The following is a 13,718-nucleotide window of genomic DNA, read 5'->3' as shown; positions in this document are numbered from 1 at the left end:
GACGGGGGCTCGGGTGCCGGCGCGGGCTCTGCCAGCGGCTCCGGCCCCGCAGCATCCGGCTCCGCAGCCGCCGGGAAGTCGGCCCCCGCGGCCTCGTCCCTCAGCTCGGGCGAGCAGCGCGAACTGCAGAAGGAACTGAACAAGCTGGAGAGGCAGATCGGCAAGCTCTCCCAGCGCGAGGAGAAGCTCCACGCCGACCTCGCCGCCGCCGCGGGCGAGGCCCTGGACACCGAGAAGCTCACCGCGCTGAACCGAGAACTCACCGCCGTGGTCGAGGAGAAGGACCAGCTCGAGGAGCGCTGGATGGAGATCGGCGAGCAGCTCGAGGGCTGACCTCAGGACACGGGCCACCCCCGAGGGCCGAGCTCTGGACGAGGGCCGCCCGTCCCGAGGCCGGGCCTCCAGCCATCCCTCCCTCGCACGCGATGGTCGCCACCAGCGCGGACTTGGTCGTCGTCAGGGCGACGCCACGCCGTTTCGATCGCACTGGTGACGACCATCCGGACGGGCCTGTCTCGATCGAGCCGCAACGAGGTCAGATCCGCCCGCGCTCGAGTGCCGCACCCACCTTCCGCAGCAGGGTGGCCGGGCTCCGCATCATCGGCGCGGTGATTCGGAGATTCTGCCATCCGATCTCGTCGAGTTCGGCGTTCGCCCAGGCGTCGAACTCCCAGATCTCGCGGCGGCGGTGAAGCTCGCTGTCGTAGAAGATCGCGACCTTCTCCCGCTCATAGCCCAGGTCCGCGACAGCGATCTTGGCCCCGAATTCATTGCGGATCTCCAGCTGGGGTGTCGGGTCCGGCAGGTCCGAGCGACACAAGAGCAGTCTGAGCCTGGTCTCCGGCGGGGAGTCCGCGCGACCGTCACAAGAACGAAGGAGTGTCCGAACCCTCGGCAGGCCGTTCACTCCCCGAAGCCGGGCCGCCAGAGCTGCGACGTCTCTGACCGACGTTCCCGTTCGATTGCACACGGCGTCGATCTTGGCGATCGCAGTGTCGTCGTCGTCCTCCCACCTGGCCATGTCAATCGCGGTTCGGGCTGGCGAGGTCGCGATGAGTCCCTCGAACCGTGAGAGCTGAGCCGCAGGCAGAGGCGACCGGAGTCGACGCAGCCTGACCCCCGGCGTCGGTCGTGGGGTGCCCGGAACGTAGATGTCCACAGCACGCGTGACCTCCTCCGGAGAGAACCAGCGCTCACGGTGGAGGAGTCCCGCCGCGGACCCGGCGATGATCCCGCCCGCCGGCGCCCAGAGGCCCGCGGCGCGGACGAGCAACTCGGGCTCGGTGTTCAGGGAGGCGTCGCAGTAGACGTCAGGAAACAGTCTGCGGTGGCGTATTCGGAGCTGGTGGCTCGTGAGGGCGCCGGCCGAGCGGGCGTGGCTTCCTCTGAACGGGGCGGGGAGATCGTGGTCCTTTTCTCGCACACCTCGATCGTGGCCTGCCGACACGCTGGAAGATACGGGTGCGAGGCGGTCTGTGGATGGCGCTGACGGTATTCCACAGATCGCTGTCCGAGCTGTTACCAGGGGCGATGATGTGCTGGCAGGGCGCGGCGGTGGTGGCGACGACGGGGACAGGTGCGGCATCGATGAGTTGATCACCGAGTCGTCTGTCACCGAGACCTCTCCGGATGGTCGCCATCAGTGCGGTCAGATCGGCGTTTCCTCGACGTGGTGGCGACCATGTTCGTCAGGAGTACGACCATCCGGGCGCGTTAAGGCCAGGCGGGGCGAGATGGGCGCGGTGGGCGCGGTGGGTCGGGCCGTCGCGGGGATTCTCCACGGCCCGAGCTGCGGGGTGGGTCAGGCGGGGCGCGACGGTCCGGCGTGGATCGACGCGTGGATCGCCGTGCGGAGGGCGTCCGCGTCGGTGAGATCGGGGAGCACGACGTGGGCGCCGGCGCTGTGGAGCTCGTCGGCGGACACCCTGCCGGTGGCCACCCCGACGCAGCGGGCGCCCGCGTCCAGCGCCCCGCGGACGTCATGCACATGGTCGCCGACCACCACAGCCTGCGCGGGTGAGACGTCCAGACCCTGACCGCGTGCAGCCGCCATTGCCTCGTGGACGAGGTGTGCGCGATCGATGTGGTGATCGCCGAACGCCCCCAGCGCAGGATCCGGCAGACTGTCGAATCCGCAGATGCGCAGCTTGAGCAGCGCGGTCCGCCGCAAGTTGCCCGTGACGATCCCCTGGTGCAGCTGGGGGTCCGCGGCCAGAGCCCGGACGGCGTCGTGCGCGCCGGGCAGGGGTCCGCCTCCGCTGGCCAGCAGACTGTCGGCGAACCTCTCGCACCGCTCGGCCACGGCGTCCATGGTGGCGAGGACGAGCTCGTCACCGCCACCGCCGTCTCCGTCCGCGTGGTCGACCTCGAGCCCGTTGAGCACCAGCAGTTCGGAGAGGATCGCGCGGTCGGTGCGGCCGGCGAACGAGGCGCCCATGACCGGCTCGCGGCCGATAAGTTCAGCGAGGACGGGCGTGATCATGCGAGACCCGAAGCCGGCCGGATCGAGGAGCGTGAGGTCCAGGTCCCACAGGACGAGCACGGACCCGCGACGCGTCATCCGAGCAGGCTCGCCACGAGCGGCCCCAGCCAGGGCACGAGGAACGCACGCAGCTCGGCATCGGAGCGGGACTCGGGCGAATCCAGGCACAGCATCGACCAGCCCATGTGCACGCCTACGTCGGAGATGAAATCCAGGTGCGGCGTGAGCTCGGGGAACTGCTCGGTGGCGGGCACGAGCAGGGATCTGACGTAGTCCCGCGCGCGCTCGGCGGCACCCGGGTCGAAGATCGGACTGGAGCCGCCGGCCAGGGTGAGGGTCCGCAACAGGGGGTCGCCGAGAATGTGCCCGCGGGACACCACGAGGATCTCCACCAGCAGTTCCAGTGGGGTGGTGGAGGAGCTCTGTAGCTCGGAGACCGCGCCGAAGAGCGAGGTGAGCCGCTCCGTGACGGCCTGGGAGACCAGTTCCTCGCGGGTGCCGAAAATCGAGTAGACGGTCTGGCGGCTCACGCCGGCCCGCTTGGCGACGGCGGCGATGGTCACCCCGTCGAAGCCGGCGTCGCCGATCACCTCACGGGTCGCCTCGAGGATGGGCTCACGGGATCGCACGCCCGCCATTATCTCCCACGGAGGAGCGGAGACGCCCGGATCTCCGACCCGGGGGCGGGCGCCGCTCTAGATGACGGCCCCCACGTCGTGGTGCACGATCCGGTCCAGGGCCCGCTCGGCGACGGCGGCGATGGTCCACGACGGGTTGCAGGCGGCGGTGGTGCCGGGGATGAGCGCTCCGTCCACGACGTACAAGCCGCGCTGCCCGAGCACGCGCCCCTCCAGGTCGCAGACGCTGCCCATGGGGGCTCCGCCGAGCGGGTGCCAGGTGGAGTTCACGATCCGGTTGGTGTCGGTCAGGTGGCCGGTCGCTCCGGCGATCCGGCGTGCGGTCCGGTCGATGTGGCCGAACACGATGTCGTCGTCGCCCCCGGAAGGCCACCTGATCACGCCGCGGTCCTGCGCGGCGTCGTACACCACCCGGCCGCGGTCGGCGCTGACGCCGTAGCCGACCATCATCGTGGAGTGCACCTCCGCCCCGACCGGCGGGATGGAGGCCTGGATGAGGGTGTGCGCGGTGTGCGGGTCGTCCCAGTTGAGGCTGCCGTAGACGACCGGCCCGCCCTGGACGGCGCCGAAGCCGGCGGTGGGGTCGGACCACAGGTAGATGCGGTCGGCGTTGGTGCCCCAGCCGGTGCCGATTTGATCCGGCAGGTCGGTGACGGCCCCGGTGGCGGCGGCGCGGGTGAGCAGGGTGCTGGTGCCGACGGATCCGGCGGAGAGGATGAGTGCGGGGGCGCGCAGCGCGAGGGTGCGCTGGACGTGGCCGGCGGTGTCGAGGACCTCCACGTCCAGTTCCCAACGCCCGTCGGGCAGGCGCCGCATCGCGCGGACGTCGTGGAGGGGACGCACGTCGACGAGCCCGGTGGCCTCGGCCTGGGCGAGGTAGGTGACGTCGACGGAATTCTTGCCGCCGTTGTTGACGCCGAGCGAGCCGTCGCCGTTGGTGTAGGAGGGGCGCATCTCGCCGCGCAGTTCGGCGAGCGCGTAGTCCCAGTCGATCGGCATGGGGATCTTGCGCAGTGGCAGCCCGGCCTCGCGGACGCGGTGGGCGAAGGCCCGTGCCGCGGCGTATTGAGGGGCGGCGACCAGCTCGTCGGGCGCTTCGGCCAGGCCGAGCATGCGGGCCACGCGCGGGTAGTGCTGCTGGTCCATCTCGCGCCAGTCGATCGCGCCGGGGAACCAGGTGTGGAACAGCTCCTCGGTGGGTTGCAGCGCCATGCCCTGGTAGATGAGGGAGCCGCCGCCGACGCCGGTCGCGCAGACGGAGGTCATGTTCTCGCCGACGGAGGCCTCGAGCAGGCCGGTGTAGCGCGGGAGGTCGACGGGGCGGCCGAAGACCTCGGGGGAGGAGCGGAACCACAGGGCGCGCTCGTCGGGTTGGAGGGCGCTGGGGAAGGTGCGAGCGTCCGGGCCGGTGGGCCACCGGCGTCCCCGTTCGACGACGACGACGGGCACTCCTGCCTGCGCGAGGCGGAGAGCTGCGATGCCGCCTCCGAAGCCGCTGCCCACGACCAGGACGCGATGGTCTTCGACCTCGTGGGGGATCCGTGTGGCCGGGCGGGCGGCCTCCGGGCCGGCGGATCCGGTGTGCGGTGCGGCGCCGGCGGGTGCGGTGGGCTGTGCACCCGCGGTGCCGGCGGTGAGGGCGGTGAGCCCGGCGGCGGTGACGGCGCCGAGGAATCCCCGGCGGGACAGGTGGTGCATCGGATCCTCGTCTCGACTGGCGTGGTGACTCCCGTCACCCCGCGCAAAACTAGACACTCCGTCCGAATACTGTCAAGTTGTTCGTCTCGTCCGGACAGGCCGTGCGGGGGCCGTAGGATCGGCCCATGAGCAGCGGGAAGAGTGGCGGTAAGAAGTCCGGGAACACGAAGTCCGGCGGCACGAAGGCCGAGGCGAAGAAGGCGTCGTCGGGCGGCGGCTCGAAGGCCAGTTTGAAGGCCAAGTCGAAGGACCTGCTGCCCAGCGGGCTCGAGAAGCTGCCCAAGAAGGCGTACGAGAAGGAACTCGAGCGACTGCAGGCCGAGCTGGTGGAGATGCAGGCCTGGCTCAAGGCGACCGGCAACCGGCTCGTGGTGGTGTTCGAGGGGCGCGACGCGGCCGGAAAGGGGTCGGCGATCAAGCGGATCACCCAGTACCTCAACCCGCGGCACGCCCGCGTCGTGGCACTGCCCGTGCCCACTGAGGTGCAGAAGACGCAGTGGTATTTCCAGCGCTACATCGAGCACATGCCGGCCGCCGGCGAGATCGTGATCTTCGACCGGTCCTGGTACAACCGCGCTGGCGTCGAGCGGGTGATGGGTTTTTGCACCACCGACGAGTACCGCCGGTTCCTGCACCAGGCCCCGATCTTCGAGCGACTGCTGGTCGAGGACGGGATCATGCTGCGCAAGTACTGGTTCTCCGTCTCCGACGAGGAGCAGGAGCGCCGGTTCCGCGACCGGCACAACGATCCGATGCGTCGCTGGAAGCTCTCGCCCATGGACCTGGAGTCCATCACGCGCTGGGAGGAGTACAGCCGGGCCAAGGACGAGATGTTCGTCCACACCGACATCCCGGAGGCGCCCTGGTACACGGTCGAGTCGGAGGACAAGAAGCGCTCCCGCATCAATGTGATCTCGCACCTGCTGTCGACGATCCCGTGGGAGAAGCTCGATCCGCCGAAGCTCGATATCCCCGAGCGTCCCGAGGGCCCGCACTACGAGCGCCCGCCCCGCGAGGAGTTCAAGTACGTCCCCGACGTGGCGTCGAAGCTGCTCGACGACTAGCCCGAACGCCCCGACTGCCCTCGCCGCCCTCGCCGACCGCGCCGGTCCCCGACCACCCCGCCGGGCCACCTTTCATCGCGGAGTGGGTTCTGCACGCATCGTCCGAGTAGGCGCGTGCAGAACCCGCTTCTCGTTGAGCTGCCCGGCGTGGCTCACGCGCGGGCGTAGTGGCGTATCGCGGACATGAGGCCACGACACACCCACTAGGTAGGAATTCCTAGTATGCGGGTGCCGGTGCGCGGCTGCCCTGACAGACTGGGGCCATGAGCGAATTCGTCATCTCCCGGCGCGAAGGCCGGATGCAGCACATAGTCCTGGACCGCCCCAAGGCCCTGAACTCGCTGGACCTGCCCATGTGCCAGGCACTGCACACGGCTCTGAACGAGGCCTCCGAGGACAGCGGTGTGGAAGTCGTCGTCACCTCGAGCACGTCCGAGAAGGCATTCTGTGCCGGCGGCGACATCCGCGCACTGCGCGACGCCGCTGCGGCCGGCGACCATCAGACCAACCGGACCTTCTTCTCCGAAGAGTACGAGATGGATCTGGCGTACCACACGCATCGCGTCCCGACCGTTGCCGTGATTCACGGTGTCGCGATGGGCGGCGGACTGGGCATCTCCATCAACGGTTCGCACCGCGTGGTGACCAAGAAGGTCATGATGGCCATGCCCGAGACCGCGATCGGTTTCATCCCGGACGTCGGCGCCAGCCACTTCCTGCCCCGCCTGTGCGGCGGCGGCGAGCGTGGACTTGCCGTCGCAATCTTCCTCGGCACGACGGGCATGCGGATGAACTCCGCCGACGCCCTCTACACCGGTCTCGGAACCCACCTGATCGACAACGACGACCAGGAGGCCTTCATCGCCGCGATCGGTGCCGACGGGCTCGACTCGGCGCTCGAGCGTTTCGGCCGCGATAAGTCCGAGGCAGGGGAGTCCGCCGTGGAGGCGAACATCGACCGCATCGTGGACGTCTTCTCCCGCGACACCGCGCAGGATATGGTCGCCGCCCTTGAGGCCGGCGAGCCGGATGAGTGGGCGACCGCGACGCTGGAGATGTTCCGCTCGCACTGCCCGACCTCGGTCATCGCGACCATCGAGCTGCTGCGTGCTGGCGCGAAGGCCGCCGACCTGCGCGAGTGCCTGGACAATGAGCTCTCGCTCGGCGGGTGGATCACCGCCCGTCCGGACTTCGTCGAGGGCGTCCGCGCCGTGGTGATCGACAAGGACCGCAATCCCACCTGGAATCCCACGGACTTCGACTCTGTCGACGTTGCCGCCATCCGATCGGCTCTCGCCGACGCCTGAACTAAGCAGGCAACGTAGTCGGGTCGGACTCCGGCCCGATCGATATGCGTGACGCCCCCGCTGCCGAAACATCGGCAGCGGGGGCTCGTCGCGTACCGCAGAATAAACCGTAAGCCGATCAAAGCCTGAGGCGAGGTGATCGCCACAGTCCGATGTGACTACTCACCGCGTAGTGTCGTTCCACGTTGGGATTCGAAGTGCCGGGTCGAGGAGGACGAGTGTCAGAAACATCTGGTCGGGAGCCGAAGTCCACGTCGACTGCATCGCAGGGGCAAGCCAAGGAGGCCGAGGCTGAGGGGACGGCGCCCGTCGCCACAGAAGAGGCCGAGGCCGCGAAGTCGGATAACGCCGGGCACACGGATGTGCAGGCCCCGCACGAGGAGTCCAAGGGCTGGGGCATCGCCGCCGTCACGGTGGTGTCGCTGGCCGCAGCTTTCATCGTGCTGTGGGGAATCTCCGAGCACGCGCACATGGTGATGCCGGCGTTCCTCGCACTCAACCTCGTCATCGCCGCGCAGCCACTTCAGTCGCTGCTCGAGCGCAAGGGGCTCCCGCGATGGAGCGCGATGATCATCGTGCTGCTTGTGCTGTACCTGCTGCTCATCGCATTGGTCGGCATGCTCGTCTGGGCGCTGTGGATCGCCGCGGAGGAGATCCCGCAATACCAGGACAAGTTCTACGAGCTGTACCAGCAGTCCATCGAGTTCCTCGGCCAGTTCGGACTCAAACAGGACCAGGTCGCCGAGGCGCTCCAGGGGATCTCGCCGACGACCGTCATCGGTGCGGTACAGAACGTTGCCGGCCAGGTGTCCTCGGCAGGCGGCCAGCTCACCATCCTGGTGATCGCGCTGACCTTCCTCGTCTTTGACATCCCCGGGATTTCCCGCCGCCGCGCCACCATCGCCCGACTGCGGCCCCGCCTCGCCGATTCCCTGGAATCGTTCGGCGACGGACTCAAGTCCTACTGGATCGTGGCCACAGTGTTCGGTCTGATCGTGGCCCTCATGGACGTGGTCGCCCTGTGGATCCTCGGCGTACCGCTCGCCCTGGTGTGGGGTGTGCTGGCGTTCGTCACCAACTACATCCCCAACATCGGCTTCGTCCTGGGCCTCGTGCCGCCGGCGCTGTTCGCCCTCCTCACCGGAGGCCTCGGCAGCTTCATCTGGGTGGTGGTGGTCTACAGCGCGATCAACCTGGTCATGCAGAGTTTCATCCAGCCCAAGTTCACCGGCGACGCGGTGGGCCTGACCCCCACGGTGACGTTCCTGTCCCTGGTGTTCTGGGCGGCCATCGCGGGCCCGCTCGGAGCGATCCTCGCGGTGCCGCTCACGCTCGCCTTCAAGGCCTTCCTCGTAGACGCCGACCCACGGATGACCTGGCTGGCCACGTTCCTCACCACCCCGGACGCCGACGCCAAACGCGGCAAGAAGCGCGCGCGGAAGCTGTCGCTGTCACGCAGCTGACGTCACTTCCACCGATCGGGCCAGCGCAGCGAGGGGGCTGCGCCGGCCCGATCCTTTATGCCCGCGCAGCGAGGGGGCTGCGCCGGCCCGAGCGAGTTCAGGCGGGCCCGGTCGTAGATCCCGGACCGACCGCTGTCAGTCCTCCACCCGGGTGAAGGTGCCCTCGCCGGCCTCGTCGAGGAGGCTGACCGTCACCTCATCGCCCTCGAAGGTCACGCTGCCGCGCGAGCTTGCCGGCCAGTTCTCGCCCTCCGGGCTCACCGCGTAGACCGGTCCGTCCCAGTGCACGAGCGGCCAGAGTTCCGGGCCGGGGCCCACCGCGAGCGCCAGGGTGCGGCGGGTGCCTGCGGGGTTGTCGTCATCGTCCCCTTGGTTTTGATCTTGATTTTGGTTCTCGCCACCGGAGTCGTCGCCGTCCTGCGGTGACACCTCGCGGATCTCGATCTCGCCGAAGTAGTCGTTGCGGTAGACGCCCAGCAGGTCCTCGACGGGCGGGGCGGGCTCGGGATCCGCGGGCGGCTGATCGAACACCAGATCGCCCACCGGATCGCTGAGCGGGCCGATCGCCTCGCCGTACAGCTCGCGCCACGGCAGCGACGGATCGCCGTACTGGGCGTAGTCGGCGAAGCGGGCGTTGATGGTCTCCGGCACCCCGACCGGCGCGGCGTTGGTGAGGGTGACGATTCCCAGGTCGAGCGCGGGCAGCATGAGAATCGCCGTGGACGCGCCCCGCGTGAACGCGCCCGAATGGCTCCACTCGACGCGCCCGGACGACGTGGTGCCGATGTTGAAACCGTAGCCGTAGCTGCCGGCACGATCCTCGCTCGAGTGCGGCGGCGACGAGACCACCTGCGGCGTCAACGCCTCCCGCAAGGCGTCGGCGGGGACGACCTGCTCGCCGCCGGGACCCGCGCCGTCGGCGAGCACCATCGTCATCCACCGGGCCATGTCGTTGACCGAGGAACTCAGACCGCCCGCGGGGGCCTGGGGGTCCGGGTCGCGCGCGGGATCGGCCGGGGTCCACGCCACGGACTCGTCATCGGACGCACCCTCCGCGGCGTCGGGGGAGCGGACGTGGCCCACCGCCCGATTGCTCCGCTCGGTCAGCTCGTCATAGGTGTACGAGGTGTCCGCCATGCCGAGCGGGTCGAAGATGCGCTCGCGGGCCAGCTCCGCCCACGGCATGTCCGCGGACTGCGCCACCGCCTCCGCGCCCGCGGTGAGCCCGAAATTGGTGTACGCGTACGAGGTGCGGAACTCCTCCAGCGGCAGGTGGCGCAGGCCGTGCAAGATCGCGGGCCGCTCGTAACCCAGGTCCTCCAGATCATCCCCCGCGTGGTCGGGCAGGCCGGAGCGGTGCGCGAACAGATCACCCACGGTGACCTGCTCCGACACCTGCGGATCCGACAGCGCGAACCACGGCAGGTACTCGCGGACGGGGGTCGACCAGCCCACCTCTCCGCCTGCCGTCTCCGCCGCCACGACGGTCGTACTGACCGGCTTGGACACCGACGCCATGGGAAACACCGTGTCCGGATTGACCTCCTCACCTGTAGAGGTGTTGCGGACGCCGAACCCCTCGGCCAGGACCGTCTCGCCGCCGTGAACCACCGCCACCGCGGCGCCGGGCACGTCGGAGGCCTCGAGCTCCTCCTCGACGATGTCCGTGACCTTGCCGATCGCGTACTCGATCCGGTCCTCGGTCACCTCCAGCCCGGAGTAGGCCGCCGGACTCTGCCCCGGCACCGGCTCGGGCAGCGGCGCCCCGCAGGCCGAGCCGAGAAGTGCCACCGTCGCTCCGGCGGCCACGAGCGCGACGGTCCGCCGGCGGGACGGTCGATGGCGTGCGACGGAGTCGGTGTTCATGGATCCAGATTAGTCCTCCGGAGGCGTATCGCCGCTGATGCGCGGCCGAGAATTTCTGGGCCCCGTGGCCGCCGGTCGCGACGCCGGCGCACGATGAGCCAGCCAATCGCCGCGATCGCCGCAGCGACGGCGATGACCACCCAGTCCGGGATGCTGCCGGCCCCCTCCAGGACCGCGCCCTCGAGTGCGGCCTGGTCGGAGGCGCCGAGGATGCCGGTGAGGTCGGTGGTGCCAGCGGTGACCAGGAGGAGGATGCCCACCCCGATGGTCAGGAGGCCGCCGATGATGCCGGTCCAGGTGTTGCTCCAGCGTCCGACGGTCACCTCGCGGGGACGCACGAGACGCTTGACCGCGGGGAACCGGCCCCACAGCAGCGCGAGGACCAGCAGCGGCAGCGCCATGCCGGCGGCGAACACCAGCACGATGATCCCGCCGGTCAGCGCGGTTCCGGACACCGCGGCCACGGTGAGGACCGCGCCGAGAAGTGGCCCGGCGCAGACGCCCGCCAGGCCATAGACGGTGCCGAGCGCGTACACGGCCGTCACGGAGGTGCCCTCGGAACCCGCGCCGGCCCGCAGGAACGGGATCCGCACGTTGAGCAGCATCAGTGCGCCCAGGATGATCACGATCACCGACGCCACGGTGACGAACGTGAACCGGTGCTGGGACACGAACGCGCCCAACGTGCCGGCGAGGACGCCGAGCGGGACCAGGGTGGTGATGAGCCCCAGATAGAACACGCCGGTGCGGGCGAGCAGGGCCCGCGGGTTGGTGAACGCGTAGGAGAAGAACGCCGGCAGCAGCATCGCCGTGCACGGGCTGAGCAGGGTCAGGACGCCGCCGAGGAACGCGCCGAGGAGGCCGATCTCCATGGCTTACTCCGCCGCCGCGACGGCGTCGTCGAGGTAGTCCCGGAAGGTCGATTCGGGCTGCGCACCGGACAGGGCGGTCTGGCCGGCGACGAAGAATGGCACCGCGGTGACCCCCATCTGCTGGGCGCCGAGGGTGGCCGCCTGTGCGTCGTCCCGGAGCTGCGGGTCGTCGAGGTCCGCGATGAACTGCGCCATGTTGGGCACCTCGACCTCCCGGGCGAAGTCGACCAGCACCTCGCGGGTGAGATCCGCGTGACCCTTCTCGGGGGCGGCGTCGAAGACGGCGGTGACGTACTCGACGTACCGGTCCTGATTGGCGGCGGCCTGCGCGGCGACCTGGGCGTCCTCGGACTGCGTGCCGAAGAACGCCACGTCGACGAACTCGATGCGCACCTTGCCGATGTCCACGTAGTCGGCGATGAGCGCGGGCAGGGTGTCCCGACTGAAGGAGGCGCAGAAGGGGCAGCGCAGGTCGATCCACTCGGTCATGACCACCGGGGCGTCAACGCTTCCGATCGCCTTGGGGTCGTCCGGGTCGCGTCGCACGAAGTCCAGGTCGCCGCCGGGCTGTTGCGCTGCCTCGGCGTTTCCCGCCTGCTCGGCGCCCTCGGCGGTCTCGGTGACCTGCTCGTCGGCGCCGGAGGTCCCGGCGAGCGTCTGCGCGATCACCACCACACCGAGGAACACGGCGACGGCGGCCAGGATCACGTTCCACGTCCGCGAGCGCCGGTACTTGGCCTCGAGGATGTGGCGGGAGGAGGTGTCGGTCGGACTCACGGGGTGCTCTTCTCGTCGGGGTCAACCACAGGTGCCACCGACTATCGCACATAGTCGACTATCGCCGGTAGTCGACACGTGGCATGATGGTCCTCATGACAAGGATCCGACGCGTCGTCACGTCCATCCCCCGGAACCTCGGCCTCGCCTACCAGGGCCTTCGCACGTGGGGACCGCGCCGGGTCGCCGTCGCCGCGGGCGTCGCGCTCGCCTTCGGCCTCCTGCTCGGCCTGGCCACGGTGCTCATCCCCAACCCGGTGTTCACGCGGGAGATCCCGCCGGTCTGGTGGAACTACCCGGTCTGGATCGCGACCTCGGTGCTGTCGGGGATGTTGGTCGCGACCTACGTGCGCCAGGATGTCGGCGGAGCGGCGTCACCGTCGCTCGGGGCAGGGGATTTTGGGGACGACGACGACAACACTCCCGAAGCCCGTCGCTCCAGTCGGCTCGGCTTCGTGGGGGCATTTCTGGCGTGGTTCGCGGTCGGTTGTCCCGTATGTAACAAGCTCGCTCTGCTCGCGCTCGGGTATTCGGGGGCCATCACGTGGTTCGCGCCCGTGCAGCCGTTCCTCGCGGTCATCGCGCTGGTGCTCACCGCGGTCGCGCTCGTCGTGCGGCTGCGGGGGCAGGTCGCCTGCGTGCTGCCGACTCCGCGGAAGCCGGTGGCGGCTCGATGAACGCAGGGGACGGGGGCTGCGAACCTCCGAGGCTGGGGTCGCTGGAGACGCAGGTCATGGACCTGCTCTGGGACGAGGGACCCTCGACGATCCGCGGGATCATCGACAGGTTGCCCGGCGAGTGCGCGTACACGACCATCGCGACCGTTCTGAACAACCTGCACCGCAAGTGCCTCGTCGATTCGGGCAAGGACGGCAGGTCGACGGTCTATACGGCACGCAACACCCGCGAGCACCACGTCGCCTCCGTCATGGATCACGCACTGGGCACTAGCCGGGACCGGGCCGCGTCGATCCTGCATTTCGCCGAGCGCATCCCGGACAGTGACCTGGATCTGCTCCGCGACTACCTGAGTCGACGTGACCAGGGGGGACGCGCATGAGCCACGGACTTCTCGCACTGGTGATCGCCGGCCTGTTGACCGCCGGGATCGTCGTCGCGGCGCTGGCGGGTCCGCGGGTGCTGCGCGCTGCCGCCCCGATGCTCATGCGGGCACCCCGGCTGGCAGTGGGGTTGCTGGCCTCCGGCGTGATCTCGTGGGTGCTGACGCTGCTCGCGGTGGGGCCGGTGCTCGCCTGGGTGATCTCCGGGCCGGACCTGCTCCCGGCCGGTGCGGCGCAGGTGTGCCAGCAGTGTTTGGCCGCCGCCAATCCGTTCGGCGGCCCGACGTTCGACACCGGGATCCCCGTGGTGCTGCTACTCGTGGTTCCCGCACTGGCCGTCGTGCTGTTCTTCGCCTCGTTCGCCGGGCGCGTCCGGCGGCGCCACCGGGCCACGCTCCGGTCGGCGAGCCGGTTCCACTCGGCGGGGCTGCGCCGCGTCGTCGCCGGATACGACGTCCTCCTCGTGACCGATCGACATCCCTTCGCGCTC

General features: G+C 69.6%; 12 protein-coding genes and 2 pseudogenes. 7 read left to right on the top strand and 7 right to left on the bottom strand.

Annotated features, from left to right (window positions below):
* A pseudogene (locus G6016_RS09045) lies at positions 1-333 on the top strand (ABC transporter ATP-binding protein); the annotation flags it as partial.
* A 202-nt stretch (positions 334-535) separates the two neighbouring features.
* On the opposite strand, the gene G6016_RS09040 reads toward G6016_RS09045, so the two are convergent.
* The 4 genes from G6016_RS09040 to G6016_RS09025 all read right to left on the bottom strand — a co-directional run bounded on the left by G6016_RS09040 (position 536) and on the right by G6016_RS09025 (position 4,818).
* Complete coding sequence (locus G6016_RS09040) at positions 536-1,423, bottom strand: putative endonuclease domain-containing protein (RefSeq protein ID WP_182632347.1); 888 nt, start codon at positions 1,421-1,423, stop codon at positions 536-538.
* A gap of 378 nt (positions 1,424-1,801) precedes the next feature.
* Complete coding sequence (locus G6016_RS09035; RefSeq protein ID WP_182632345.1) at positions 1,802-2,560, bottom strand: HAD hydrolase-like protein; 759 nt, start codon at positions 2,558-2,560, stop codon at positions 1,802-1,804.
* Positions 2,557-3,111 (bottom strand): TetR family transcriptional regulator, encoded by a 555-nt coding sequence (locus G6016_RS09030; protein WP_182632343.1) that lies wholly within the window; start codon positions 3,109-3,111, stop codon positions 2,557-2,559. The genes G6016_RS09035 and G6016_RS09030 overlap by 4 nt, the downstream gene beginning before the upstream one ends.
* Before the next feature lie 66 nt (positions 3,112-3,177).
* A complete protein-coding gene (locus G6016_RS09025; protein WP_182632341.1) occupies positions 3,178-4,818 on the bottom strand; it encodes a GMC oxidoreductase in 1,641 nt (546 codons plus the stop codon).
* A gap of 125 nt (positions 4,819-4,943) precedes the next feature.
* Here G6016_RS09025 and ppk2 point away from each other — a divergent pair, with 125 nt between their 5' ends.
* The 3 genes from ppk2 (at position 4,944) to G6016_RS09010 (ending at position 8,652) form a co-directional block, all read left to right on the top strand.
* The gene (ppk2, locus tag G6016_RS09020; RefSeq protein WP_241729991.1) at positions 4,944-5,882 is read left to right on the top strand and encodes a polyphosphate kinase 2; all 939 of its coding nucleotides are present in this window, start codon (positions 4,944-4,946) and stop codon (positions 5,880-5,882) included.
* A 263-nt stretch (positions 5,883-6,145) separates the two neighbouring features.
* Positions 6,146-7,189 carry an enoyl-CoA hydratase/isomerase family protein gene (locus tag G6016_RS09015; RefSeq protein ID WP_182632339.1) on the top strand — a complete coding sequence of 348 codons (1,044 nt, stop codon included), beginning with the start codon at positions 6,146-6,148 and terminating at the stop codon, positions 7,187-7,189.
* 218 nt (positions 7,190-7,407) lie between these two features.
* Positions 7,408-8,652 carry an AI-2E family transporter gene (locus G6016_RS09010; RefSeq protein WP_338403562.1) on the top strand — a complete coding sequence of 415 codons (1,245 nt, stop codon included), beginning with the start codon at positions 7,408-7,410 and terminating at the stop codon, positions 8,650-8,652.
* A 135-nt stretch (positions 8,653-8,787) separates the two neighbouring features.
* Here G6016_RS09010 and G6016_RS09005 read toward each other — a convergent pair whose 3' ends face one another.
* The 3 genes from G6016_RS09005 to G6016_RS08995 are packed head-to-tail and all read right to left on the bottom strand — an operon-like array spanning position 8,788 to position 12,167.
* On the bottom strand, positions 8,788-10,518 hold the full coding sequence (locus G6016_RS09005; protein ID WP_182632338.1) for a serine hydrolase domain-containing protein: 1,731 nt from the start codon (positions 10,516-10,518) through the stop codon (positions 8,788-8,790).
* A complete protein-coding gene (locus tag G6016_RS09000) occupies positions 10,515-11,390 on the bottom strand; it encodes a cytochrome c biogenesis CcdA family protein (protein ID WP_182632336.1) in 876 nt (291 codons plus the stop codon). The genes G6016_RS09005 and G6016_RS09000 overlap by 4 nt, the downstream gene beginning before the upstream one ends.
* Before the next feature lie 3 nt (positions 11,391-11,393).
* Complete coding sequence (locus G6016_RS08995; protein ID WP_182632335.1) at positions 11,394-12,167, bottom strand: thioredoxin domain-containing protein; 774 nt, start codon at positions 12,165-12,167, stop codon at positions 11,394-11,396.
* 95 nt (positions 12,168-12,262) lie between these two features.
* Here G6016_RS08995 and G6016_RS08990 point away from each other — a divergent pair, with 95 nt between their 5' ends.
* The 3 genes and pseudogenes from G6016_RS08990 to G6016_RS08980 form a co-directional block, all read left to right on the top strand.
* Positions 12,263-12,844 (top strand): hypothetical protein, encoded by a 582-nt coding sequence (locus G6016_RS08990; protein WP_182632333.1) that lies wholly within the window; start codon positions 12,263-12,265, stop codon positions 12,842-12,844.
* Between the two features lie 56 nt (positions 12,845-12,900).
* The gene (locus tag G6016_RS08985) at positions 12,901-13,227 is read left to right on the top strand and encodes a BlaI/MecI/CopY family transcriptional regulator (protein WP_241729989.1); all 327 of its coding nucleotides are present in this window, start codon (positions 12,901-12,903) and stop codon (positions 13,225-13,227) included.
* Positions 13,224-13,718, top strand: a pseudogene (locus G6016_RS08980) (M56 family metallopeptidase); the annotation flags it as partial. The gene G6016_RS08985 and the pseudogene G6016_RS08980, both read left to right, overlap by 4 nt.

It is taken from the genome of Dietzia aerolata, assembly GCF_014144865.1.
In the GTDB taxonomy this organism is placed as follows: Bacteria; Actinomycetota; Actinomycetes; order Mycobacteriales; family Mycobacteriaceae; genus Dietzia; species Dietzia aerolata.
This window is presented reverse-complemented; position numbering and strand designations above follow the sequence as displayed.